The 22816-nt window shown below is 59.0% G+C and carries 25 protein-coding genes and 1 tRNA gene; 14 read left to right on the forward strand and 12 right to left on the reverse strand.

Annotation, left to right across the window (positions count from 1 at the left end; translation table 11 throughout):
• Positions 1–68: 68 nt before the first annotated feature.
• Positions 69–488, forward strand: coding sequence for a cupin domain-containing protein (locus ACR3EP_RS06510; RefSeq protein ID WP_170396082.1), 420 nt, complete (start codon positions 69–71; stop codon positions 486–488).
• Positions 489–491: 3 nt separating this feature from the next.
• On the forward strand, positions 492–1379 hold the full coding sequence (locus ACR3EP_RS06515) for a fatty acid desaturase (protein WP_480636914.1): 888 nt from the start codon (positions 492–494) through the stop codon (positions 1377–1379).
• A 70-nt stretch (positions 1380–1449) separates the two neighbouring features.
• Here the strand turns inward: ACR3EP_RS06515 and ACR3EP_RS06520 are convergent, their stop codons facing one another.
• Positions 1450–2136 (reverse strand): dimethylsulfonioproprionate lyase family protein, encoded by a 687-nt coding sequence (locus ACR3EP_RS06520; protein ID WP_170577673.1) that lies wholly within the window; start codon positions 2134–2136, stop codon positions 1450–1452.
• A gap of 23 nt (positions 2137–2159) precedes the next feature.
• The gene (locus tag ACR3EP_RS06525) at positions 2160–3233 is read right to left on the reverse strand and encodes an anhydro-N-acetylmuramic acid kinase (protein WP_254428473.1); all 1074 of its coding nucleotides are present in this window, start codon (positions 3231–3233) and stop codon (positions 2160–2162) included.
• Positions 3234–3476: 243 nt separating this feature from the next.
• Between ACR3EP_RS06525 and ACR3EP_RS06530 the strand changes: the two genes are divergently transcribed.
• Positions 3477–4742, forward strand: a complete 1266-nt coding sequence (locus ACR3EP_RS06530; RefSeq protein WP_170348967.1) for an MFS transporter — start codon at positions 3477–3479, stop codon at positions 4740–4742.
• Between the two features lie 92 nt (positions 4743–4834).
• A complete protein-coding gene (gene tyrS, locus ACR3EP_RS06535) occupies positions 4835–6088 on the forward strand; it encodes a tyrosine--tRNA ligase (RefSeq protein ID WP_170505613.1) in 1254 nt (417 codons plus the stop codon).
• Between the two features lie 84 nt (positions 6089–6172).
• Here the strand turns inward: tyrS and ACR3EP_RS06540 are convergent, their stop codons facing one another.
• Positions 6173–7066, reverse strand: a complete 894-nt coding sequence (locus ACR3EP_RS06540) for a hypothetical protein (RefSeq protein WP_480636916.1) — start codon at positions 7064–7066, stop codon at positions 6173–6175.
• A 209-nt stretch (positions 7067–7275) separates the two neighbouring features.
• Here ACR3EP_RS06540 and ACR3EP_RS06545 point away from each other — a divergent pair, with 209 nt between their 5' ends.
• Both ACR3EP_RS06545 and ACR3EP_RS06550 read left to right on the forward strand, forming a co-directional pair.
• Positions 7276–8031 carry an SDR family NAD(P)-dependent oxidoreductase gene (locus tag ACR3EP_RS06545; protein WP_480636918.1) on the forward strand — a complete coding sequence of 252 codons (756 nt, stop codon included), beginning with the start codon at positions 7276–7278 and terminating at the stop codon, positions 8029–8031.
• Between the two features lie 9 nt (positions 8032–8040).
• Entirely contained in the window at positions 8041–8592 is a 552-nt protein-coding gene (locus ACR3EP_RS06550) for a sugar O-acetyltransferase (RefSeq protein WP_480636920.1), read from the forward strand.
• On the opposite strand, the gene ACR3EP_RS06555 is transcribed toward ACR3EP_RS06550, so the two are convergent.
• The 3 genes from ACR3EP_RS06555 to ACR3EP_RS06565 form a co-directional block, all read right to left on the reverse strand.
• Positions 8589–10397 (reverse strand): ABC-F family ATP-binding cassette domain-containing protein, encoded by a 1809-nt coding sequence (locus ACR3EP_RS06555; RefSeq protein ID WP_480636922.1) that lies wholly within the window; start codon positions 10395–10397, stop codon positions 8589–8591. The genes ACR3EP_RS06550 and ACR3EP_RS06555 overlap by 4 nt on opposite strands.
• 41 nt (positions 10398–10438) lie before the next feature.
• Entirely contained in the window at positions 10439–11173 is a 735-nt protein-coding gene (locus tag ACR3EP_RS06560) for a GNAT family N-acetyltransferase (protein WP_480636924.1), read from the reverse strand.
• Positions 11174–11271: 98 nt separating this feature from the next.
• Entirely contained in the window at positions 11272–11748 is a 477-nt protein-coding gene (locus tag ACR3EP_RS06565) for an outer membrane protein assembly factor BamE (RefSeq protein ID WP_170348973.1), read from the reverse strand.
• A gap of 85 nt (positions 11749–11833) precedes the next feature.
• Between ACR3EP_RS06565 and ACR3EP_RS06570 the strand changes: the two genes are divergently transcribed.
• The 8 genes from ACR3EP_RS06570 to ACR3EP_RS06605 all read left to right on the forward strand — a co-directional run bounded on the left by ACR3EP_RS06570 (position 11834) and on the right by ACR3EP_RS06605 (position 17194).
• On the forward strand, positions 11834–12370 hold the full coding sequence (locus ACR3EP_RS06570; protein WP_170375703.1) for a YceD family protein: 537 nt from the start codon (positions 11834–11836) through the stop codon (positions 12368–12370).
• Between the two features lie 206 nt (positions 12371–12576).
• Complete coding sequence (gene rpmF, locus ACR3EP_RS06575) at positions 12577–12783, forward strand: 50S ribosomal protein L32 (protein WP_008756996.1); 207 nt, start codon at positions 12577–12579, stop codon at positions 12781–12783.
• 23 nt (positions 12784–12806) lie between these two features.
• Positions 12807–13895 (forward strand): phosphate acyltransferase PlsX, encoded by a 1089-nt coding sequence (plsX, locus tag ACR3EP_RS06580; RefSeq protein WP_480636926.1) that lies wholly within the window; start codon positions 12807–12809, stop codon positions 13893–13895.
• A 21-nt stretch (positions 13896–13916) separates the two neighbouring features.
• Positions 13917–14888: a beta-ketoacyl-ACP synthase III gene (locus ACR3EP_RS06585; protein WP_170358866.1), complete on the forward strand. Its 972-nt coding sequence runs from the start codon at positions 13917–13919 to the stop codon at positions 14886–14888.
• A gap of 96 nt (positions 14889–14984) precedes the next feature.
• Positions 14985–15287, forward strand: coding sequence for an integration host factor subunit alpha (gene ihfA / locus ACR3EP_RS06590; protein ID WP_008755922.1), 303 nt, complete (start codon positions 14985–14987; stop codon positions 15285–15287).
• Positions 15288–15305: 18 nt separating this feature from the next.
• Positions 15306–15914, forward strand: a complete 609-nt coding sequence (locus ACR3EP_RS06595; RefSeq protein WP_480636927.1) for a MerR family transcriptional regulator — start codon at positions 15306–15308, stop codon at positions 15912–15914.
• A gap of 62 nt (positions 15915–15976) precedes the next feature.
• A tRNA-Pro gene (locus ACR3EP_RS06600) sits at positions 15977–16053 on the forward strand.
• A 61-nt stretch (positions 16054–16114) separates the two neighbouring features.
• The gene (locus ACR3EP_RS06605; RefSeq protein ID WP_480636929.1) at positions 16115–17194 is read left to right on the forward strand and encodes a 2'-deoxycytidine 5'-triphosphate deaminase; all 1080 of its coding nucleotides are present in this window, start codon (positions 16115–16117) and stop codon (positions 17192–17194) included.
• Here ACR3EP_RS06605 and ACR3EP_RS06610 read toward each other — a convergent pair whose 3' ends face one another.
• The 6 genes from ACR3EP_RS06610 to argS form a co-directional block, all read right to left on the reverse strand.
• Positions 17195–17416, reverse strand: coding sequence for a hypothetical protein (locus ACR3EP_RS06610; protein WP_480636931.1), 222 nt, complete (start codon positions 17414–17416; stop codon positions 17195–17197).
• Positions 17417–17480: 64 nt separating this feature from the next.
• A complete protein-coding gene (gene scpB / locus ACR3EP_RS06615; protein WP_170348980.1) occupies positions 17481–18137 on the reverse strand; it encodes an SMC-Scp complex subunit ScpB in 657 nt (218 codons plus the stop codon).
• The gene (locus ACR3EP_RS06620) at positions 18130–18924 is read right to left on the reverse strand and encodes a segregation and condensation protein A (protein ID WP_170348981.1); all 795 of its coding nucleotides are present in this window, start codon (positions 18922–18924) and stop codon (positions 18130–18132) included. The genes scpB and ACR3EP_RS06620 overlap by 8 nt, the downstream gene beginning before the upstream one ends.
• A complete protein-coding gene (gene nagZ, locus ACR3EP_RS06625; RefSeq protein ID WP_480636933.1) occupies positions 18914–19921 on the reverse strand; it encodes a beta-N-acetylhexosaminidase in 1008 nt (335 codons plus the stop codon). Before nagZ ends, ACR3EP_RS06620 begins: the two co-directional genes overlap by 11 nt.
• The gene (locus tag ACR3EP_RS06630) at positions 19918–20982 is read right to left on the reverse strand and encodes an SPOR domain-containing protein (protein ID WP_480636935.1); all 1065 of its coding nucleotides are present in this window, start codon (positions 20980–20982) and stop codon (positions 19918–19920) included. Before ACR3EP_RS06630 ends, nagZ begins: the two co-directional genes overlap by 4 nt.
• 88 nt (positions 20983–21070) lie before the next feature.
• Positions 21071–22816, reverse strand: coding sequence for an arginine--tRNA ligase (gene argS / locus ACR3EP_RS06635; protein WP_480636937.1), 1746 nt, complete (start codon positions 22814–22816; stop codon positions 21071–21073).

A 22816-nucleotide genomic window follows, 5' to 3' on the forward strand; every position in this document is an offset into this window, starting at 1 on the left:
TACACGTAAATACCATAGCGGATCGCACGCCTGCGTGCATAATCACCACAACCAAGCAAGAGGCCCCAATGACCGCGCAAGAGATCGTCGACCACCTTCAGTTGCAGCGCCACCCCGAGGGCGGTTGGTTCCGCGAAACCTGGCGGGCCGATAACGAAGGCCGCGCCACCGGCACATGCATCTATTTCCTGCTGCAAGCAGGTGAGCACAGCCACTGGCACCGCGTCGATGCGACCGAGATCTGGCTGTATCATGCCGGCGCGCCACTGACCCTGTCCCTCAGCGCCACCGATGACGGCCCTGCCACCGATCACCTGCTGACCCCCGACCTGACCAAAGGCGCGCCACAATTGATCGTACCCAAGAACCACTGGCAATCAGCGCAGTCGACTGGAGAGTACACTCTGGTCAGTTGCACCGTCTCACCCGGGTTCGAATTCGACGGCTTTGTGTTGGCCGCGCCGGAATTCGATATCGCGCGCGGGTAAACCGTGGACCACCGCGCGCTCATAGCGTCGATCCCGCCCGAGGCGAAAGAAAGGCTTCAGCTCCGATTTGACGCCGCTGGGCTGAAGCATTTGGCGGCGTATGGCATAGTACTGGCGGGTACCTCTGCCTGTATCGCATTGCGGGTGCCGCTTTGGCCTCTGTTTATCCTTCCCCAAGGCATCCTTCTGGTTTTCCTGTTTACGCTCAGTCACGAGTGTACGCACAAGACACCGTTTCGCAGTGGCTGGTTGAACGATGTCATCGGGCATCTGGTTTCGATCCCTATCGCCCTGCCCTTTACGTGGTTTCGGTATTTCCATCTGGCCCATCACAAATGGACCAACCACCCGGAAAAAGACCCGGAGCTGGGTGGCAAACCACGACCCGGGAATTGGCGGGACCTGCTGATTTACCTAAGCGGCTGGCCGTATTGGAGCGGGATGGCAAAGGTTCTGATGCTAAATGCTTTTGGCCGGATCGACGCCCCCTATCTGCCCGCCCGCCAACACCGCGCCATGCGTATTGAGGCGCGGCTATTGCTGGTTCTCTACGTCCTTGTCGGTCTCAGCCTGCTCAATTCAACAGCATTGTTCTGGCTATGGATTCTACCGGTGTTGATCGCGCAACCCTTCTTGCGCCTCTATCTATTAGCCGAACATGGCCTCTGCCCCTCGGTCGCCAATATGCTCGAGAACTCTCGCACAACCTTCACCAACCGCATCGTCCGGTTTCTGGCCTGGAATATGCCCTACCACGCCGAGCACCATGCGTTTCCCAATGTGCCTTTCCACAAATTGCCCGCGCTGCACGATTGGACCCGGGCACATTTGAAATCGACTTCTGAGGGGTATTCCGATTTTTCGCTGGATTACATGAAATCCCTGAATTGAAAATCCGTCTTCCAGTGACCCTGTGACCTCCGACAAAAAAGCTGGTCAAAGTCACCCCCTATCCAACCGTTCAATTGGATGGGGTCAGGACAGGAGGCGTATCGAAACGGTTGCGCCAGGCCACAAGGCACAATACTGGATCGTCCTGCGTTTCCATTGCATGCGGCTGATTGCTTTCGTGATACACAGTGCCGCCTTCGCCGAGGTTTTCACTCGGACAGCCCTCGCGATTGAACACGCCAGTTCCTGAAATCACCATGTACATTTCTTCTGCTGGATGATGATGCCACGGATAGTAAAGCTGAGGCGGCATGTGAACAATCCAAAGCCAGAGTTTGTTCGATAGGAACGGCCCTCCTGCTCCGACGATGGAATAACATCCAAAATTATTCAGGAAACAATCGCCGATATCTGTGTATTTGTAGGTTTCTCGCCAAACCGCATAAGGTGCTGCGTTTACGATCGCATCCTGCAGGTGAGCATAGGTTTGTGATACCAGCCCCTCCTCCTGCCGCAACACGTCGCCACACGGGAGATGATATGGCTCAATCTCCTGTCTTTGAATGTCATCTGGAAACGGTGCGAACGACGTCATCTGGGGATGGCTGACATATGCATCCCGAGCTTGTTGCAGTAGATTCTGGTAGACCCCTTCCTTGCTCATAAAGAGCGAGGATAACCAGTTTTCAGACTTGGGTTTGTCTGCATGCGACATCGAATGCAAATTTTGCTGCCGAGCGACACGAAAGCCTATCATCTGAGGTTCCAGCCAAATTCCCTTCAGCCAGCAGCACCCATCGAAACCGTACTGACAACTCCTCCCCCGACAAGAGCTTTAACCCCAGTTGTTCCAGGGCATGATGTCGGCAACCCACGTGCCACGCGTACTGCGAGATAGGCGAAGGCCTGTGCCTCGAGCATGTCGCCGTCCAACCCTACCGCTTCGACCGGCTCGACCGGGCAGTCCAGTGCGACGCGCAGCATCTCCATCAGCACCGGGTTATGCCGCCCGCCGCCAGTGACCAGAAGACGCGCAGGCGGTTTGGGGCAATGTTCCATCCCCTGCAGCACGCCCGCCGCACACATCCCGGTCAGTGTGGCCACCGCGTCGGCGTCGTTTAGCTCCTGAACCAACCGGATCATCTCGGCAAAGTCGTTCCGGTCAAGAGACTTAGGGGGCATTCGGGTAAAGTAAGGCTCAGCCAGAAACAGTTCGAGCGCGCCCATCTCGACCGTGCCGCCACGCGCAACCGCACCATCGCGGTCCATCGGCAGGCCCAGACGCGCCTGCATCAGGTCATCAACAGGTGCATTGGCGGGACCGGTGTCAAAGGCCAGCAGAGCTCCGGGCGCTTCCGGGCCGTCAAAGCCGGGGTCCACATAAGTCAGGTTTCCCACCCCGCCGAGGTTCAAAAAACACAGCGGTTGGGTCGCCCCGATCCATTTAGCGCAGGCAAAGTGAAAGAATGGTGCTAGGGGCGCACCTTCCCCCCCCATCGCCACGTCGTCACTGCGGAAATCCCAGACGACCGGCACGCCTAAAGCCTGCGCCAACCCCTTGCCGTCGCCCACTTGTAACGTACCCCGCCCATGTGGTTCGTGCGCCAGAGTCTGCCCGTGAAAGCCGATCAGATCGATCTCTTCAAATTCCGAGAGCGCCTCGGCGTGCGCAATGGTAACCAGCTCAGCCGCCTTGTCCACGTCCGGGCCGTGCCATTGACCCAGCGCCGCGCGCAGATCGCTGCGCTCGGCCTCGGTATAGGCGCGATAGCCGCTTGGGCCAAAACCGATGATGTGATGCCCATCGGTTTCCACCACCGCAGCATCCACACCGTCCAGCGACGTGCCAGACATTGCACCCAGGGCTTTGATCGGCCCGCCTTTCCTGATGGCCCGGTTCACGCTCACCTCATTTATCTTGTTTTATGGCGCTCAACCTGCCTGTTCATCGCCCCACTAGGCAAGTCACATCACGCGGTCCACGTGCTTTTTTGCTACAACCTGCGCGCCTGCAACCACAACACGAGCGACGGGACGGTTGCACCGGCGCACGGCCTGAGTAAGCATTGCGACCAACTGCACCCTAAACGGACGACCATGACGGACACACAGACACCCAACCAGCCCGCGCAGGGGCGCAATTACCAGCTTATCTTTTGGTCAGGGTCACTGGCCACAATTGGCGGGCAGCTGGTGAACCCCAATCTGGTGCTGCCCTTCCTGTATCTGGCCTTGGGGGCGCCTACGTTTTTCGCGGGCCTGTTGCTGCCCTTCGTGACCGGATCGCGCCTGATTGCCGAGATTTTCATGTCTCCGTTCATCAACCGGGTGACCCGCGCGAAACTGGCGGTTTACGTGCCGAACATCCTGACGGCTGCCATTCTGTCGGTCGTGGCATTGTTCGCAACAAACCTCCCCAATCTTCTGATTGTGTTACTATTTCTGACAACCGCGGTTGTAATGGGACTGTGCCAAGGGATCACCAGTCTGGGCACCAGCCAAATCTATGGCATCTCGGTGCCCGAGGCGAAACGAAATCGGATGGTGTTTGCACAGGCCACAATCTCAGGCATTCTGGCCATTCTTGTGGTCTGGGTGACGCGCGATCTGCTGGCCTCGGATGAACCAATGCAGCGCCACATCGTCGTCCTGTGGTGCGGCGTCGTCGCCATGTTCGCCGCCGGCGTCAGCTTTGCCGGTGTCCGGCTGCTGGAACAAGAGCAAGCCCGTGCCCCCGCACCCAAAAGCAAACCCAAACCGCTGGCTGAGTTGGTGACCGGTTTCAAAACCGGCATGGCTTATTCGTGGTATCGCAAGTTTCTAACGGCGCGTCTGATCTTTGTCTCGGTTGAGCTGGCCATGCCGTTTTACACGATCCACGCTGCGACCTTTCACGTGGGCACCAAACACTCACTCAGCTATTTCGTGATGGCCGCCAGTCTTGGTATGGTGCTGGGCTCGATCCTGTGGGGTTGGCTCAGCGGTCGGATCTCGGTCAAGCCGGTGATGTGGCTGGGGTGCTTGATCTCGGCAGTTTCAGCCATACTGGCGCTGGCCTTCACATTCCTTGGCTATGCGCAGAACGTCTGGGTTTATGCGCTGGTCATCCTGCTGTTGTCACTGGGCGGGAATGGCGTCATTTATGGCCGCTATCTCTATATCATTGAAAAGACATCGGAACAGGAGCGTCCCTACCTGGTCGCCCTTGGCGATGTTAGTGCCGGACTGATCGGTATGGTCTTTGCTGCGATCCTGGGCGCGGTGGCACATCTGCACGATCCAATCACCCCGATCTTTGCACTGGCCGCGCTGAACCTGATCGCAATGCTCTATGCGTTGCGCCTGCCTCCGGTCAAAAGCTGACACTGCCCACGTTTTTCTTGGAAATGGTGGCTTTTCCTTGCCCAAAGCGACGCCTATACAGTGCCCCGCAACATCAACCCAAAGGGCACGATATGACCTACCACCCCAAATCGGATTTCATCGCCACGATGATCGAGCGCGGCTTTCTCGCCGACTGCACCGATTATCAGGGCCTTGACGAAGCGCTGATCAGTGGGTGCAAGCCGGCCTATATCGGATTTGATGCGACGGCAAAATCGTTGCATGTGGGCAGCCTGATCCAAATCATGATGCTGCGCTGGTTCCAGAAAACCGGCCATCAGCCGATCACCCTGATGGGCGGCGGCACCACCAAGGTGGGCGATCCGTCGTTCCGCGCGGATGAACGCCCCCTGTTGGGCCCCGAACAGATCGACGAAAACATCGCGGGCATCAAAAAGGTGTTCTCGGCCTATATCGACTATGACAGTGACGCCGAAAACAAAGCTCTGATGCTGAACAATGCCGAGTGGCTGGACGACCTGAACTACCTCGATTTCCTGCGGGACATCGGGCGGCACTTCTCGGTCAACCGCATGCTTTCGTTTGAGTCCGTGAAATCGCGGCTGGATCGAGAACAATCGCTCAGCTTCCTCGAATTCAACTACATGATCCTGCAGGCTTATGATTTCCTTGAGCTGAACCGCCGCTATGGCTGCGTTCTGCAGATGGGCGGCTCGGATCAGTGGGGCAATATCGTCAATGGGATCGACCTGACCCGCCGCGTGCTGGATCATGAGATCTTTGGCCTGACCTCGCCCCTGTTGACCACCAGCGACGGCAAGAAGATGGGCAAATCTCAGGACGGAGCGGTATGGCTGAACGCCGAGATGCGCTCGCCCTACGAATTCTGGCAGTTCTGGCGCAACACCACCGATGCGGATGTCGGGCGGTTCCTGAAGCTCTACACCGAAATGCCGGTGGATGAGTGCGAGCGCCTGGGCGCGCTGCAAGGGTCCGAGATCAACGAAGCCAAAATCCGCTTGGCGAACGAAATCACCACCCTGCTGCACGGGGCCGAGGCCGCTGCCAAGGCCGAAGCAACCGCGCGTGAAGTGTTCGAAAAGGGCGGCGTGGGTGGCGATCTTCCGACCCTGACTCTCAGCGCGGATGAGCTGGGCGACGGCATGTCCATCGTGCAGGTCATCGTGAAATCGGGTCTGGCCAAATCGGGCAAAGAGGCCAAGCGCCTGATTGCCGAGAATGGCGCCAAGTTGGATGACGCGCCGCTGACCGATGCAGGGCTGATGATTGACGCGGGCGCGCTGTCCTCGCCCATCAAACTGAGTGCTGGTAAAAAGCGGCACGCGCTTGTGCAATTGGGCTGATCACAGCCCCGCCCATTACAAATAACGGCCACCCCGTTGGGTGGCCGTTTTCCTTTTCAAAGGTGTAGGTTCACATCGGCGCGGTTAACGCTTGCCGCCCTTGCCGCCGCCTTTACCGTCGCCGTGGCCGCCTTTGCCACCGCCATGGCCTCCTTTACCGTCGCCGTGGCCGCCTTTGCCTCCGCCGTGACCGCCGCCATTGCTGCCCCCATTGCCGTGACCACCGCCGCCATTGCCATTGCCGTTATTGCCGCCACCGTTTCCGGTGCCGGGGCCAGAGCCGCCGTTATTGCCACCGCCGTTGCCGGAATTCCCGTTGTTTCCGTTACCATTACCGGGGCCGCCGTTGTTGCCACCGTTGCCGCCGCCGTTGTTGCCGCCGTTGCCACCACCGTTGTTGCCGCCATTGCCGCCGCCGTTGTTGCCGCCATTGCCGCCGCCGTTGTTGCCGCCATTGCCGCCGCCGTTGTTGCCGCCATTGCCGCCGCCGTTGCCTCCGTCACCGCCGCCGTCACCGGGATCACCACCACCGTCGCCGGGATCACCGCCACCGTCACCGGGGCCACCGCCGCCGTTGCCGGGGTTACCACCTTCGCCTCCGCCGCCAGACCCGGAACCACCTCCGTTATCTGAATCAAGACCGGCAAACTGATCATTTCCCCGCGCCTCGCCTGGATTTCCCGATGCACCAATCGAACCCGTTGGTTGGTCGGTCAACAACGAAGCCAATCCTGGGCATTGCGCCGTTGTGTTGCGCAATGTGGTCGCGAAATCTGACCGTTGTTGCAGGCGCTCCAGAAAGCTGGGTGTCACCTGCTGACAATCACACAGCGCCTGATAATCCCCCCGATTTGCAGCATCCCGGGCGGTCTTCCAGTTGCACACCTCTGGCGCAGCTGCGGCGCTGCTTACCGCCATCACAGTCAGAAAAGGTGCTGTTACCAGCACAGGAATTCCGACTTTCAAACTCTTACGCATAACACTTGTCTCCTTGTTCGGCGCCCCCTCGACGCGTCAAATTGATAGGTACCGATGTGAGACTTGCGCATTAAGCGCAGTTAAAGTTCCTCTGAGAATCGCTTGAGAAACGGCATAAAACTTTGAAAAATCTCGTCCGAATTGTGGACATCACCTAAATCCTCAGATTAACTGAACACACGTTCATATCCTGAGAGGAGACCGCCGCCATGCAATTGTCCACCACATCCGCGATCGTCACTGGCGGTGCTTCGGGGCTGGGCGAAGCAACCGCACGCCACTTTGCCGAGCGCGGCGCGCAGGTCACTATTCTGGACCGCGACGCCGTCCGTGGCACTCAGGTCGCGGAGGAGATCGCAGGGCATTTTGCTGAAACGGACGTGACGAACGAGGAATCCGTCGCCGCAGCGATCGATCAGGCGATGAACAATATGGGCCAGATCACGGCCGCCGTGAACTGCGCCGGAATCGCTTATGGCATCAAGACGGTGGGCAAAGACGGCCCCCACCCTCTGGACGCCTTTCAACGCACCATCGACATCAATCTGGTGGGCACATTCAACGTCTCGCGCCTGGCTGCGGCTGAAATGGCAAAGAATGACCCTGAGCCCGACGGCGCACGCGGTGTGATCATCAATACCGCATCGATCGCGGCCTTTGACGGGCAAAAGGGACAAGCGGCCTATGCGGCCTCAAAAGGTGGAGTGGTCGGGATGACCCTGCCGATGGCCCGCGATCTGGCCTCGACCGGGATACGGGTGATGGCCATCGCCCCCGGTATCTTCATGACCCCGATGCTGGCCGGTCTACCAGAAGAGGTACAGCAGCAACTGGCCGCTGACGTCCCTAACCCGGCCCGTCTGGGTGATCCACGCGAATACGGACGACTGGCAGGGGTTATCGTCGAGATGGGATACCTGAACGGAGAGGTCATCCGCATCGACGGTGCCCTGCGAATGCGCTAGGTCAGCTTCATGACCGAACGCGAAAAGATGCAGGCCGGGGAGTGGTATTGCTGTCTGGATCCGGAACTGGATGCCCTGCGCGCACAAGCCCGGCGCGCGGTTCACGCGCATAACACCTGTCCGCCTGATACCCGCGGTGCGGTGGCACCGGAATTGCAGGCACTGTTTGCCAGCACCGGGTCGGATTGCTTTCTTGAGGCTCCTTTTCACTGCGCCTATGGGGTGAACATCCATCTAGGCCAGCGCGTTTACTTCAACGCAGGCTGCGTGGTTCTTGATACCGCACCGGTGAGGGTCGGAGACGGCACGATGTTCGGACCGCACGTTCAGATTTATTGCGCCCAACACGCCAAAGACCCGGTTAAGCGTGCGCAGGGTCTTGAAATTGGTCTTCCGGTGACGATTGGGCGGAATGTCTGGGTGGGCGGTGGAGCCATCTTGATGCCCGGCATCACCATCGGCGACAATGCCACCATCGGTGCGGGCAGCGTCGTGACCAAAGACGTCGCGGCCGAAGAAACGGTCGTTGGAAACCCTGCCCGAGCGCTGAAACAGTCCTAAGCGCCTTCGGCCTTTTCTTCGAGCATCAGCCACTCATCCTCGGCTGCGGCCAGTTTTTCCTGCCGCTCGACCAACGCCTCGGTCGCCTTCTGGAATTTAACCGGTTCGCGAGTGAACAATTCGGGATCGGACATGAGGTCTTCCAGTTTGCCGATCTCGGCCTCAAGCCGGGCGATTTCGGCGGGTAGTTTCTCAAGCCGGTGTTTTTCCGAGAAAGACAGACCCGATTTCGCCTGACTTTCCTGCTTGACCTTTTGCTTTGAGGGTTTTGATTTTTCTACCTTCTTTTCCGCAACCTCCCCTCGCTGTGCAATATAGTCCGACCACCCACCCGCATAGACGATTGCGCGGCCATTGCCCTCCATCGCGATGGTCGTAGTGGCGACGCGATCCAGGAAATCTCGGTCGTGACTGACCAGCAGAACGGTGCCGTCATAATCGTCCAGCAGTTCCTGCAACAGATCCAGCGTTTCGACATCCAGATCGTTGGTCGGTTCGTCCAGCACCAGCAGGTTCGAGGATTTCGCCATCAGCTTGGCCAGCAGCAATCGCGCTTTTTCGCCCCCTGACAGGGATTTAACCGCCGCTCTGGCCTGCCGTTCGTCAAACAGGAATTCCTTGAGGTAGCCGACCACATGCTTGGGTTGGCCACCGACCATCACCTGATCGGCCTTGCCGGAAACCCGCATCTCGGGGTCGCCGGTTAGACTATCCCAAAGGCTCATTTCCGGGTCCAGTTGCGCGCGGGTCTGATCGAACACCGCAACCTCAAGATTGGTACCCAGGGTCACCGCCCCCTCATCCGGTTGCTCTTGTCCAAGCAGCATATTCAGCAGGGTCGTCTTGCCTACACCATTGGGTCCGACAAAAGCCACCCGATCACCGCGTTGCACCAATAAGTCGAAATTCCGCACGATCTGTTGCGCATCAAAGGACTTGGCCAAGCCTTTGGCCTCGATCACTTTTCGTCCGGATTTCGGCCCTGCCTCAAGCGCCATAGCGGCCGAGCCCTGGCGTTTGATTTGCGCCGCCTTTTCGGCCCGCAACGCCTGCAGGGCGCGCACGCGGCCTTGATTGCGCTTGCGTCGTGCGCTGATGCCCTCGACAGCCCATTTCGCCTCGGATTTAATCAGGCGGTTCAGCTTGTGACGTTGCTGATCTTCCTCATCCCAAACTTTGTCACGCCAGGTTTCGAAAGCGTCGAACCCCTGTTCCTGTCGCCGCACCATTCCGCGGTCAATCCAGAGCGTGGCTCGGGTTAATGCCCGCAAAAACGCGCGGTCGTGCGAGATCAGAACAAACGCAGCCCGCGTCGCGCCCAGCTCACGCTCGAGCCAGGCGATGGCTTCGATATCCAGATGGTTGGTCGGCTCATCCAGCAGCATCAGATCAGGTGCTTCAGCCATCAACTTGGCCAAAGCCGCGCGCCGCCGCTCGCCGCCCGAGGCCGTTTCGACCGGGCGCGACGGGTCGAATTTCAGCCCCTCTCCGGCGCGTTCAACCTTGTACAGCTCACCTGGCTCTAACCCACTTGAGGCATAGTCGCCCAGCGTCGCGAACCCTTCCATGGTTGGGTCCTGTTCCATGTAACCTACAGATTTTCCAGGCGGAATCACAATGTCGCCTTGGTCGGGCTCGACCAGACCGGCCATCACTTTCATCAAGGTTGATTTGCCTGACCCGTTGCGCCCCACCAAAGCGACACGATCGCCCGGCTGCACCACCAGGTCCAGCCCCGAAAACACCGGATCACCCCCAAAGGTCAGGGAAATGCCGGACATCTGCAACAAAGGAATTCTCGCCATGCCCGCCAGCTAAACCGGCAAGGCCAAGGGGTCAACGGGGATTACCGAACCACCGCCCGCAACAATCGTTTCCTTGCCGGGGGAATCGCACCAATCTCAAGCCCGGTGAACACATGCAGCGTGTTCATATGACGATCGACGACCGCATGGTCACTGACCCAGCCGCCCATCATCAGATAAGTACGAAGCAAGGGCGGCATCCGCAACATCGCCTTTTTCACATCCGGCCTGCGACGCAGACGTGCGGCAAATCGGAATACATCCGGTGCCTTGACCCGTGGCAACCAGCGTTTTGGGGCGAGATGCCTGTGCTTTAGAATCGCGAACGCATCCAGATACTCCTCGGTTTCGGTCCCAGCGAAGGACGAACAGCCAAACAGCATCTCGACATTATTCTGATCTACATAGGCCGTCATTGCCCCCCAGGCGACACGCAGAATGTCTGGGTCGGTCCAGTCCGGATGAACGCAAAACCGCCCCATCTCAACCATCCGACCGCTAAACCCCGCAAGCGCCGAAAGATCATAGAACTGCGCCGAATAGCTGCGGCCGATTTCAGTGCCATCCGCCATGGTCAGCATGCGGAAACAACAGACCACCTGCCCGCCTGCGCGCACATCTTCAACCAGAATATGGGCACAGACCGAATCGAAATCGTCCTGATCGATTTTTTCTGTCCCAAAGGCCAACATCCGAAGCTGCTGTGCCGCCACCACGTCCTGCCGCGACTGCGCCAGCCGGGCGCGATACCGCCCCTTACCAAGCAATAGTGCCATGGTCGCATCCTCCGCGGTTGCTGACCTGTTTCCTCTTGCCATGCCCCTATCACACAATGTGTGACTGACGCATGACCATCGCAAGATGTGGCTATAAGTTACTGTGACGTGCCGGGAATATTGGCCGGGTTGAAGTTGCCGATGTTACCCAACAGCTGACGGATAAAACCCTGCCCCTGAATCGTGGACTCGGTAATCCGGCGATCCAGCGTGACGACAATACCATCCTCAAGCCCGAACCGTTCGATGTTCCGAACCACGCCCCGGTCATCAAAGCTGATCGCCACCAACTCACGCGAGACCACTTCGGGCTTTTTCGGGCCGTAATGACGAATGCGTGACCGGACGTAATAGAACCCGGAATCGCGGATCACGCCGGACGAACTGGGGGCACCGACCGCCTCGATCACACTGTCGCGGGTGTCCACACCCACTTTGACCTCGGCCAGATCCTCGGGCGTTGGGACATATCCGTGATTCTTGAAGACCGGCGAACATGCACCAGCCGCTGCCAGACAGGCCGCAAAGACAAGCGTTTTCGACGCCGGTTTCAACCTGTTCACAACCTTCAACATTCACACCCTCTTGCCTTGGCCCGTTACGGACCCTATCCGCTTACATCAAACCGCAGCCCCGGTTCAACACAGGAAAGGGTCACGAATGAGCAACCAGACATCTCTGCGGGTGGCCGATCTGCCCCAAAATGCACCAACCCCCTTTGAGTTGCGCCCAGACGCCAAGGCTTTGGAGGCTATCAGGGACGAGTTGGGCTTGCTTGGCCTACGCAAGCTCAGCTTTGTGGGTGACGTAAGGGCACAGGGCAAGCGCGACTGGGCATTGAACGGAAAACTGGGGGCTACAGTGATTCAGCCCTGCGTGGTGACATTGGAACCGGTGACCACACGCATCGACATCCCGGTCGCGCGAATCTATGTGGCCGATTGGGTTGATCCAGAAGAGCCCGAGTTTGAAATTCCCGAAGGTGATGAAACCGAACAGCTTGGTGCTGAGATCGACCCAGCGCTTGTCATGGTCGAGGCCCTGTCGCTGGCCCTGCCCCAATACCCACGTAAAGACGGTGCCGAACTGGGACAGGCCGACTATACCGAGCCGGGCAAACAGGCCATGACAGACGAAGACGTCAAGCCCTTTGCCGGTCTGGCCGGTCTGCGCGACGCGCTGAAAAAAGACGAGTGACATAGGTCTGTTTTCCTGTCATATCAGGCCCTCAGAAAAATCGCTTGAACATGTCGAGAATCGCAGTATTTTCGCGCGCTCATCGGAATTTGGGTTGGACATTGCGGGGATCGTCCCCTAAACGCGCGTCAAACCACGAGATAAACGAAGAATGAAACCCGGCCCACAGCGAATCTGTTGGCCCTCAGTAGACAAAGGTTGAGACCATGGCCGTCCAACAGAACAAAGTTTCCAAGTCGCGTCGCAACAACCGCCGCGCACACGACGCTCTGGTTGCTGCAAACCCGAACGAATGCCCCAACTGTGGCGAGCTGAAGCGCCCGCACCACGTCTGCGCGTCCTGTGGCCACTACGATGACCGCGAAGTCGTCGCACAGGCCGACGAAATCGACCTGGACGAAGACGCGGCCTAAGCCTTTAAAAGCGCAGGCAAGGCATGACTGAACAGCCCTCGCACGCCGGACGGATTACCATCTCGGTTGACGCTATGGGCGGAGACTCGGGGCCCGCGACTGTGGTTGCGGGCATTGCCAAATCGGCAATCAAAAACCCCGATATCGCGTTTATTCTGCACGGGCCTGAGCCTACGCTGCGCAAACTTGTTGCCAAACGGCGTGTCCTGCAGGGGCGCGTCGTTTTTCGTGATTGCCCCGATGTAGTCACGATGGAGGACAAGCCCAGTCAGGTTGTCCGCAGCGGCAAGCAGACCTCGATGTGGTCAACGCTGGAATCAGTGCGGCAAGGTGAGGCGCATGGCGCCGTTTCCTGCGGCAACACCGGCGCGCTGATGGCGCTGTCGATGATGCGGTTGCGCAAATTGCCCGGTGTAAACCGTCCGGCGATTGCGATTCTGTGGCCATCGCGCAACCCGCAGGGGTTCAACGTGATGCTGGATGTGGGCGCGGATGTGCGCGCCGACGCCAAGGACCTGCTGCAATATGCGCTGATGGGCGCATCCTATGCGCGCAACGGCATGGCGCTTGAACGTCCTCGGATCGGTCTGTTGAACGTGGGCACCGAAGAACACAAGGGTCGCGCCGAGCTTAAAGAAGCACATGCTATGATCACGGAATTCGCAGAGCAGGCGAATTTCGATTTTGTCGGTTTCGTTGAAGGCAGCGACATTCCCGGCGACAAGGCGGATGTCATTGTCACTGATGGGTTTACCGGCAACGTCGCCATTAAGACCGGCGAAGGCACCGCCAGCCTGATTGGCGAACTGTTGCGCAAAGCGTTCAAGTATTCACCGCTGTCACGCCTCGCTTCGGTACTGGCGATCACGTCGTTAAATCGTTTGAAAAAGCGTATCGACCCGCGCCAAGTGAATGGCGGCGTTTTTCTTGGCCTCAACGGAACCGTGGTCAAATCACATGGTGGCGCGGATGCCATCGGAGTCTCGGCAGCAGTCAAACTGGCCTTTACCCTGGCCCAGTCTGGTTTCGCCGAAAAATTGGCGGCACGGGTTGCATCGACAGCCGAGCTTGCACAAGATGCCGCCCACACGCCGCCAAAGGCTGGCGAATAACAAAAAAGGCAGTACCCAAGCATGGCAGGCCGTTCAGTTGTCGTTGGTGTCGGACACTATTTGCCAGAGCGCATCGTTCCGAATTCCGAGTTTGAAAAGACGCTCGATACAACGGATGAGTGGATTAAGACCCGCTCGGGTATCGAGCGCCGCCATTTCGCCGCCGAAAACGAAACAACGTCCGATCTGGCCACCAAGGCAGCCGAGGCCGCGCTGGCCGATGCGGGGCTAGTGGCTGACGATATCGATGCGATCATTGTGGCAACTTCGACCGCCGATCTGACTTTCCCATCTGCCGCAACCATGGTGCAGGCACAGTTGGGCATGACCAAAGGCTTTGCCTTTGACGTTCAAGCCGTCTGCGCCGGGTTCGTCTTTGCGCTGACCAATGCCAACGCCCTGATCGTATCCGGTCAGGCCAAGCGCGTTCTGGTCATCGGGGCCGAAACCTTCTCGCGAATCATGGACTGGACGGACCGGTCCACCTGCGTGCTGTTCGGTGATGGCGCTGGTGCGCTAGTGTTGGAGCTGCAAGAGGGCGAAGGCAGTGCGCAGGATCGTGGCATTCTGGCGACCGACCTCAATTCGGACGGCCGGTACAAGGACCTGCTTTACGTCGATGGCGGTGTGTCGACCCAATCGACCGGACATCTGCGGATGCAAGGTAATCAGGTGTTCCGCCATGCGGTCGAAAAACTGGCCAAAACGGCGGAAACCGCGTTGCAAAGCGTTGGCCTCAGCAACACTGACGTCGACTGGATTGTGCCCCATCAGGCAAATATCCGCATTATTCAGGGCACCGCCAAGAAAATGGGCCTGCCGATGGAAAACGTCGTCGTCACCGTTCAGGACCATGGCAACACATCGGCCGCGTCGATTCCTCTTGCCTTGTCCGTCGGCAAACAGCGCGGGCAAATCAAGCAGGGCGATCTGCTTGTAACCGAAGCCATCGGCGGCGGTCTGGCTTGGGGCGCGGTTGTGCTGCGCTGGTAACCGGCGCAATTCGGCTTACACGCAGACTTGCAATTCATTGATATTGACAGCGAATTTCCCCTCGCCGTATTCTGCGGTATCAACAGGGGAAATGGTATGGGCGATAAAACACTGACCCGAATGGATCTGAGCGAGGCCGTCTTTCGTGAGGTTGGCCTGTCACGCAACGAAAGTGCGCAGCTGGTCGAAAGCGTTCTGAACCACATGTCCGACGCTTTGGTGCGCGGCGAGCAGGTGAAGATTTCGTCATTCGGCACGTTCAGCGTTCGGGACAAAACTGCCCGCATCGGCCGCAACCCCAAAACCGGCGAAGAGGTTCCGATTCAACCCCGCCGGGTTCTGACGTTCCGCCCGTCGCACCTGATGAAGGATCGCGTCGCCGCAGGGAACCGTAAGTAAGATCAGGACGACACGGTCATGAGCAAGTCCCCCGACGCCTTTCGCACGATCAGTGAAGTTGCGGACTGGCTGGGCGTTCAGGCTCATGTCCTGCGATTCTGGGAAAGCCGTTTCAATCAGGTCAAACCGGTAAAGCGTGCCGGAGGGCGGCGTTACTACCGACCCAACGACATGCGCCTGCTGGGCGGTATCAAGAAACTGCTGCACGAGGACGGGACAACCATCAAAGGCGTTCAACGTATCCTGCGCGAACAGGGCGTAGCGCATGTTTCCGCGCTTTCGCAAGGGTTGGACGAGGTGGCCAAACCGGACGCCACCGCTAACGACAGTGTAGTTGTGCCCTTCTCTTCTAAGCCAGTCGAGACAAGCGAACAGATCAACCTAAATCTGGACGACGCTGCACCCGTTGCCGAGGCCCCTAAGGTGGAGCCTGCTGAACCCAAACCGCAGCCGGTCGCGGCGCAACCCACACCGGAGTTTCTGGATGAGGCCCCCCTGCTGGGTGGAATCGCAACGCAGGCATGGAATCGCACCGATTTCGATGACGATCTGCTGAAACAGATCGCTCCGGTGGCAAAGGACCTTCGCGCCGTTCTTAACCGCATTGAAAACCGAACGGCGGGATAAGAAAAAAAGGCGATGATTTCCTCTTGCCCCTGCCGGGAAAGTCTTTATGAACACCTCAACGTCGGGCTATGGCGCAGCCTGGTAGCGCGTCCGTCTGGGGGACGGAAGGTCGCAGGTTCGAGTCCTGCTAGCCCGACCAAATCATACCGACGTTTATGGCAGACAGGCCAGATCCCGCTCTGGCATCAGGGGGGTTCGGAATGACAGGTGTATGCCCAAATCAGCAAATCGAAGCGATGATCGCGCGCGGTGAAATCACCGCTAACCCCGAGGTTATCCCTGCGCAGGTTCAACCTGCCAGCCTTGATTTGCGCTTGGGAACAGTGGCTTACCGTGTTCGCGCCTCGTTTCTGGCCGGCGAAACTCGATCCGTCGCGGATCGGTTGTCTGAGTTCGAGATGCACCGCATCGACATCACGGACGGTGCGGTTCTGGAAAAAGGCTGCGTCTATCTGGTGCCGCTGATGGAATCGCTGGCCCTGCCCGAAACCGTGACGGCTGTGGCTAACGCCAAAAGCTCGACCGGGCGGCTGGACTTGCTGACCCGCACCATCACCGATGGCGGCACCGAGTTCGACCGCGTGCCCGCGGGCTATACCGGCCCGCTTTACGCGGAGATTTGCCCGCGTTCCTTCTCGGTGCTAGTACGTCCGGGGATGCGGCTCAATCAGATTCGCTTCCGCCAAGGTCAGGCCGTGCTTAGCGATGCGGAACTGACCGCACTGCACAGTGACTCGCCCTTGGTTGACGGTCCTGCAGTGATTCAGGACGGGTTGGGTTTTTCAGTCGATCTGCAATTGCCTGACACCGATCTGGTGGGTTATCGCGCCAAGCCGCATACCGGAGTGATCGATCTGGACCGGATCGGAGAATACGACCCGCAGGAATACTGGGAAGAGGTCCGCACCACCGACGGCCGCATCATCCTTGACCCGGGCGCCTTCTACATCCTAGTCAGCCGCGAAGCTGTCCACATCCCGCCCCTCTATGCCGCCGAGATGGCGCCGTATCTGGCCATGGTGGGTGAATTCCGGGTGCATTACGCAGGTTTCTTCGACCCCGGTTTCGGCCACGCCGCCGCCGGAGGCGCTGGATCACGTGGAGTGCTTGAAGTGCGCTGCCACGAGGCACCTTTTGTGTTGGAACACGGTCAAGTCGTCGGCCGACTGGTCTATGAGAAAATGGCCGAAATGCCCACCCAGCTTTATGGGGCTGGCATCGCCTCAAACTACCAAGGACAAGGCTTGAAATTGTCCAAGCATTTCAAGGCGGTTAACTGATCAGAACTTCATGAACCGGCGCGCTTGACGGGTTATTCGTTGCGCTTGTTTCAGGTTCTGGGATGGGCGTGGGCCATTGTTGTTGGCACGGTTGGCCTCGCCGGGCTGTTCGTTTTTACCACCCATACGGCTTGCCATGTCAAAGCCCTTGTCAACGCCTTTACTGACAAGGCGGCGCATGACCTGACGTACGATCATGTCGATCATCCGATTGGCATTCATTGCTCAACTCCGTTTTCTGACCCTCAACATAGGCGAATTGTGTGACACCAAAAGGGTCGTTTGGTCACTCTTCCTCGAACAGTTCGGTTTGATCTTCATCCTGCTCTTCTTCGCGCCCCTCGCCCAGTGGGATGGTGCCCGGCGGTGGCCGGTTTTCCAGCAGGCCAGCGGCGCGCAGCTCCTTGAGCCCCGGCAGGTCTCGAGCGTTCTCAAGCCCGAAATGGTCCAGGAAATGCGGCGTCACCACGAATGTCACCGGACGGCCCGGTGTCATTCGGCGACGGCCTAACCTGATCCACTCCATTTCCAGAAGTTGGTCGATCGTCCCGCGTGAGACCGAAACACCGCGAATTTCTTCAATCTCAGCCCGCGTACAGGGTTGATGGTAGGCCACGATAGCCAGCGTTTCGATGGCCGCACGGCTCAGTTTGCGGGTTTCAACTGTTTCTTTTTGCATCAAAAAGCCCAGATCGGGGGCGGTTCGAATGGCCCAGGCTTCGCCAACCTTGACCACCCGCACGCCGCGCCCTTCATATCGTTTCTGAAGCATCTCAACGGCTTGCGCCGCGTCGCTGCCATGGGGCATCCGGGCCTCAAGATCAGAGGTAGTCACCGGTTCGGCGCTGGCGAACAGCACGGCCTCGACCATGCGCTCTTGCTCTGCCAGCGGCGGCGCTTCGAACAGGGTGCCGGTGCCTTCGTCTTCGGGGGCGTCAGTCACGTGTGTCAGTCCTCTTGCGCAGATGGATCGGGGCAAAGGTCTCGCTCTGCTTGATCTCCATATGTCCTTCTTTCACCAATTCCAGCGAGGCTGCAAAGGTCGCCGCCGTGGCCGAGCGTTTGCGGACTGGGTCCGCGTCCCAACCATCGGGCAGATAGGTCTCCATATCCGTCCAGGTGCCCGCAAAGCCGATCAAGGGGCGCATCCGCTCCAGCGCCTGTTCCATCGTGAACACGGCGTCACGGTCCATCACGAAGGGGCGGAATTCGTCGCGTGTGCGGATGCGAGCGTACCCCTGCATCAAATCCAGCAGGGTTGCCGAATAAGTCACAGTGCGGATGCGGGTGACGTCCTCGCCCTGCCCGCGTTTGAAGAAATCGCGGCCCAGCTGGTCCCGCGCCATCAAGCGGGCCGCAGCATCACGCATGGCCTGCAAGCGCTCTAGCTGAAACGCCAGATGCGCGGCCAGTTCTTCACCTGACGGACCCTCGTCATCCGGATCAGGGGGCAGCAGCAGGCGGGATTTCAAGAAGGCCAGCCACGCCGCCATAACCAGATAGTCAGCTGCCAATTCAATCCGCAGAGCCCGGGCTTTTTCAACAAATGTCAGATATTGCTGCGCCAGCGCTAGAACCGAGATTTTCCGCAGGTCGACCTTTTGTGTCCGCGACAGGGTCAACAACACGTCCAACGGGCCTTCGAACCCGTCGACGTCAACGATCAGGGCTTCGGCCGCAAGGCGATCCGCGACCGAGACCGGGTCTTCGCTGAAAAGGTTATCGTTCATATACCTGCCCGCCCATTAGGGCAGATAGTTCCGCCTCAGTCGCGGGGATGTCAAGTTCCGCAGGCTTTTGCCGCATTGCCAGCGCCTTTTCTGCGCGTATCTCGGCCTGCTCGGTCATTTCTCCGGCGGCTTCCAGCACTTTGGCGCGGGCTTCAAACGAGCCGTTGCAATGCAAAACCACGTCGCACCCGGCGTTGAGCGCCTGACGGGCAATCTCCTCGGGTGCGCCGCTGAGGGCCTTCATCGAGATATCATCGGTCATGATCAGGCCATCAAACCCAATCTTGTCGCGGATCAGACCGATCATTGTGGGTGAAATCGTAGCCGGTTGTGGGTCGATCCGGTCATAAACCAAATGCGCCGTCATCCCCATCGGCAGGTCGTTCAAGGCACGGAACGGCGCGAAATCGGTCTCTTCCAATGCGTCTTGCGTCAGATCGACATGTGGCAGGTCGTGGTGGCTGTCCAGCGTGGACAGGCCGTGGCCTGGCATGTGCTTGATCACTGGCAGAACGCCACCATCCAGATGCCCCTTGGCAACCGTCTTTCCGATCCCGGAAACTATTGTTGAATCAGATCCATAGCAGCGGTTCTTCAGAAAGGCATGCGTATCATCACGCGCCAGATCCACCATCGGGGCACAATTGCTGTCGATCCCCAGCTCAAACAGCTCATTCGCGATTAGGCGATAGCGTAGATACATGGCGCGTTCAGCCTGATCCCCCGCGCCCGCAACATGATCCAGCGGTGGCATCCATTCCCGCGCCAGTGGTGCGCGCAGCCGTTGCACGCGGCCGCCTTCCTGATCAATGGTGATCGGGCAATTGCGTCCCACAGCCTCGCGGAAGTCGTCGCACAGGGCACGGACCTGATCGGCGGTGTCGATGTTGCGGGCAAATAAAATGAACCCAAACGGGTTCATTTCTTGAAACAGACTTTTTTCTTCGGGCGTCAGGCGCAAGCCTTCGGCATCAGTGATTGCCGCGCCGAAACTCACCGAGCGGCCACCGGGATACAATCGGCGCCTTGTGCTTCGAGGGCAGCGCAGAACTGACGCGAGTCGCTTAGGTCGTCAAATCCCAGAACCCGCAAACGATAGAAGGTCCGTCCACCACGTGAGGTTTTCTGGATAACACGTTGTTTTCCATCCATATACTCACCGAAACGGCCATTCAGGCGATCCCATTCAGCCCGCGCTACATCCGTGCTTTCATAGGCGCCAAGCTGGGCCATGCGCGTGCCTTTGGACAATGTGTCCGGGTCAATATCCAGCCCCACAGCAGCTTTGACCGCAGCGTTGATCGCGTCTTCAGTACTGCTGCTGGTGGTGATCCCGCTGGGTGTAGAACGGGCCGGGCGCGTGTTGGGGCGCAAAGACCGGCGAACCCCCGGCAGTGCGGCCAGTTCCGGATCGGGCAACTGTGCGGCCAGATCAGCCGGGTCAATCGCGGGCTCTTCTTCGGGCACGACCAAAGAGGCCAGTTGCACGCCCTGCTCGGTCGGTTGGTCGATTTGTGCCGCATCACCTGCCAGTTCGGCGACCAGAGCGTCTACCGAACCCTGGCGCAATTGCGCAGCCTCCTGATCAGAAATCTCTTCCTGCACCACATGCACGGCCGGGGTGGGCTTCAGAGGCTCAACCGGCGTGTCCTCATCCGACAGGGACACCGGGCGCGGCGCAAGGATCAGACGATCCGCCGGAGGTGCGGCTGTTCCGACCGCGGCCACCGTATTGACGGCCAGTCCTTGATGATCGGCAGGTGTTCCACCGGGGCTTTCTGGCTGAATGCGCATCGGCCCTTCGATGGCACGTACGACCGGTACGCCGCTAACATCGCGCATCACCAGCTTGTAACCCCAAAAACCAATGCCAGCGACCAATGCCAGGGACGCAACCGCGCCCAGCGCATTTACGATACGCCCCAGACCCGCTGCGCGCGGCGCTTCTTCATACCCGTGCATGTCGTCGGAATAGTCATACCCATCCTGAAGATGTGGTTGATTCGTGTAATGCATCTGCTCGGGGCGCATCTGCCCCGAGTAATCGTAACGTGCCATGTCCGCCTCACCGCCCGATTCACGCCAGAAAATAAGGCGCGCGGGTCATTTCTTGCCTACCTCGTACCGGTGCTTTGGGCGGTGTTTGTTACCGCATCTCCTGCGCCGGAGTAACGCCAAGAATACCCAAGCCCGCTGAAATCACAACAGAAACGGCGCGGGCCAATGCGATTTTTGACTGGCTTGTGGCAACATCGCCATCCTGGATGAAACGCAGTTGAGTCTCGTCGTTGCCCTTATTCCACAGCGCGTGGAAGTCTCCTGCAAGCTCATACAGGTAGAAGGCAACCCGGTGCGGTTCATTCGTGCGCGCGGCGATCTCAACCAAACGAGGCCATTCGGCCAGCTTCTTGGCCACAGTCAGTTCCGAGGCGTGATCGTTCTTGCTGAGGTCCGCACCCGCAAGGGTCACGTCATCAGCGACAATCCCGGCCTCGGCGGCGCGGCGCAGCACGCTCATCACGCGGGCATGGGCGTATTGCACGTAGAACACGGGGTTCTCGCGGCTCTGCTCAAGCACCTTGTCGAAATCGAAATCCAGAGGCGCGTCGTTCTTACGAGTCAGCATCACGAAGCGGGTCACATCCGGCCCAACCTGATCGACCACATCCCGCAGGGTGACAAAGTTCCCGGCCCGCTTGGACATCTTGAATGGCTCGCCGTTCTTCCACAGCTTCACAAGCTGGGTCAGCTTGATATCCAGCGGCACTTTGCCATCAGACAGCGCCGATACTGCTGCCTTCATCCGTTTGACATAGCCGCCGTGGTCCGCGCCAAACACGTCGATCAGAGCATCAAACCCACGGGTCACCTTGTCATAGTGATAGGCAATATCCGGGGCGAAATAGGTCCAGCTGCCGTCCGACTTCTTCACCGGGCGATCGACGTCATCGCCATGTTCAGTGGACTTGAACAGGGTCTGCTCGCGCGGCTCCCAATCCTCGGGCTTTTTGCCCTTTGGCGGCTCCAGAACGCCTTCATAGATCAGGCCCTTTTCGGTCAGCGACTCCAGCGCGGCCTCGATCCGGCCCGTCCCATAGAGCGATTTTTCCGAGAAGAACACGTCCATCTCTACGCCCAGCGCCTTCAGGTCAGCGCGGATCAGGTCCATCATCGCGTCGGTCGAGAACTCGCGCAGATCATCCAGCCATTCGCTTTCCGGCTTGTCGATCAGGCTGTCGCCGTATTTCTCTTTCAGCGCTTCGCCGATTGGGATCAGGTAGTCGCCCGGATACAAGCCTTCGGCAATCTCGGGGCTCAACCCGTTGGCTTCGCGATAGCGCTCGTAGGCCGAGCGTGCCAACACGTCGACCTGCGCACCGCCGTCGTTAATATAGTATTCGCGGGTCACATCATGGCCGGAATAGGCCAACAAGCTTGCCAGCGCATCGCCAAACACCGCGCCCCGCGTATGGCCAACATGCAGCGGCCCAGTCGGGTTGGCCGACACATATTCCACGTTGACCTTTTGCCCCTGCCCCATAGTCGAGCGGCCATAACCCGTGCCTTTCTCCAACACTGCCGCCAGAACACCCTGCCAAACCGATGGCGCCAACCGCAGGTTCAAAAAGCCCGGCCCCGCAACCTCGGCACTGGTGATCCGGTCATCCGCCGCCAGCTTTCCGGCCAACACATCGGCAATGTCGCGCGGCTTCATCTTGGCCGGCTTCGCCAACACCATCGCGGCGTTTGTCGCCATGTCGCCATGCGCGGCATCGCGCGGTGGTTCGACCGCCACATTGTCAAAGCTCAGCCCCTCGGGCAGCGCGCCTTCGGACTGCATCTGTGCCAGCGCGTCCAGTACAAGGCCGCGGATCTCGGAAAACAGGTTCAT

The organism is Ruegeria sp. BB10, from assembly GCF_056535725.1.

What these genes read in the sequence shown, in the direction of transcription:
- ACR3EP_RS06510 (WP_170396082.1), top strand. Translation starts at nt 69, where the DNA reads ATGACCGCGCAAGAGATCGTCGACCACCTTCAGTTGCAGCGCCACCCC.
- ACR3EP_RS06520 (WP_170577673.1), bottom strand. Translation starts at nt 2,136, where the DNA reads ATGATAGGCTTTCGTGTCGCTCGGCAGCAAAATTTGCATTCGATGTCG.
- ACR3EP_RS06525 (WP_254428473.1), bottom strand. Translation starts at nt 3,233, where the DNA reads ATGTCTGGCACGTCGCTGGACGGTGTGGATGCTGCGGTGGTGGAAACC.
- ACR3EP_RS06530 (WP_170348967.1), top strand. Translation starts at nt 3,477, where the DNA reads ATGACGGACACACAGACACCCAACCAGCCCGCGCAGGGGCGCAATTAC.
- tyrS (WP_170505613.1), top strand. Translation starts at nt 4,835, where the DNA reads ATGACCTACCACCCCAAATCGGATTTCATCGCCACGATGATCGAGCGC.
- ACR3EP_RS06540 (WP_480636916.1), bottom strand. Translation starts at nt 7,066, where the DNA reads ATGCGTAAGAGTTTGAAAGTCGGAATTCCTGTGCTGGTAACAGCACCT.
- ACR3EP_RS06545 (WP_480636918.1), top strand. Translation starts at nt 7,276, where the DNA reads ATGCAATTGTCCACCACATCCGCGATCGTCACTGGCGGTGCTTCGGGG.
- ACR3EP_RS06550 (WP_480636920.1), top strand. Translation starts at nt 8,041, where the DNA reads ATGACCGAACGCGAAAAGATGCAGGCCGGGGAGTGGTATTGCTGTCTG.
- ACR3EP_RS06555 (WP_480636922.1), bottom strand. Translation starts at nt 10,397, where the DNA reads ATGGCGAGAATTCCTTTGTTGCAGATGTCCGGCATTTCCCTGACCTTT.
- ACR3EP_RS06560 (WP_480636924.1), bottom strand. Translation starts at nt 11,173, where the DNA reads ATGGCACTATTGCTTGGTAAGGGGCGGTATCGCGCCCGGCTGGCGCAG.
- ACR3EP_RS06565 (WP_170348973.1), bottom strand. Translation starts at nt 11,748, where the DNA reads ATGTTGAAGGTTGTGAACAGGTTGAAACCGGCGTCGAAAACGCTTGTC.
- ACR3EP_RS06570 (WP_170375703.1), top strand. Translation starts at nt 11,834, where the DNA reads ATGAGCAACCAGACATCTCTGCGGGTGGCCGATCTGCCCCAAAATGCA.
- rpmF (WP_008756996.1), top strand. Translation starts at nt 12,577, where the DNA reads ATGGCCGTCCAACAGAACAAAGTTTCCAAGTCGCGTCGCAACAACCGC.
- plsX (WP_480636926.1), top strand. Translation starts at nt 12,807, where the DNA reads ATGACTGAACAGCCCTCGCACGCCGGACGGATTACCATCTCGGTTGAC.
- ACR3EP_RS06585 (WP_170358866.1), top strand. Translation starts at nt 13,917, where the DNA reads ATGGCAGGCCGTTCAGTTGTCGTTGGTGTCGGACACTATTTGCCAGAG.
- ihfA (WP_008755922.1), top strand. Translation starts at nt 14,985, where the DNA reads ATGGGCGATAAAACACTGACCCGAATGGATCTGAGCGAGGCCGTCTTT.
- ACR3EP_RS06595 (WP_480636927.1), top strand. Translation starts at nt 15,306, where the DNA reads ATGAGCAAGTCCCCCGACGCCTTTCGCACGATCAGTGAAGTTGCGGAC.
- ACR3EP_RS06605 (WP_480636929.1), top strand. Translation starts at nt 16,115, where the DNA reads ATGACAGGTGTATGCCCAAATCAGCAAATCGAAGCGATGATCGCGCGC.
- ACR3EP_RS06610 (WP_480636931.1), bottom strand. Translation starts at nt 17,416, where the DNA reads ATGAATGCCAATCGGATGATCGACATGATCGTACGTCAGGTCATGCGC.
- ACR3EP_RS06620 (WP_170348981.1), bottom strand. Translation starts at nt 18,924, where the DNA reads ATGAACGATAACCTTTTCAGCGAAGACCCGGTCTCGGTCGCGGATCGC.
- ACR3EP_RS06630 (WP_480636935.1), bottom strand. Translation starts at nt 20,982, where the DNA reads ATGGCACGTTACGATTACTCGGGGCAGATGCGCCCCGAGCAGATGCAT.
- argS (WP_480636937.1), bottom strand. Translation starts at nt 22,816, where the DNA reads ATGAACCTGTTTTCCGAGATCCGCGGCCTTGTACTGGACGCGCTGGCA.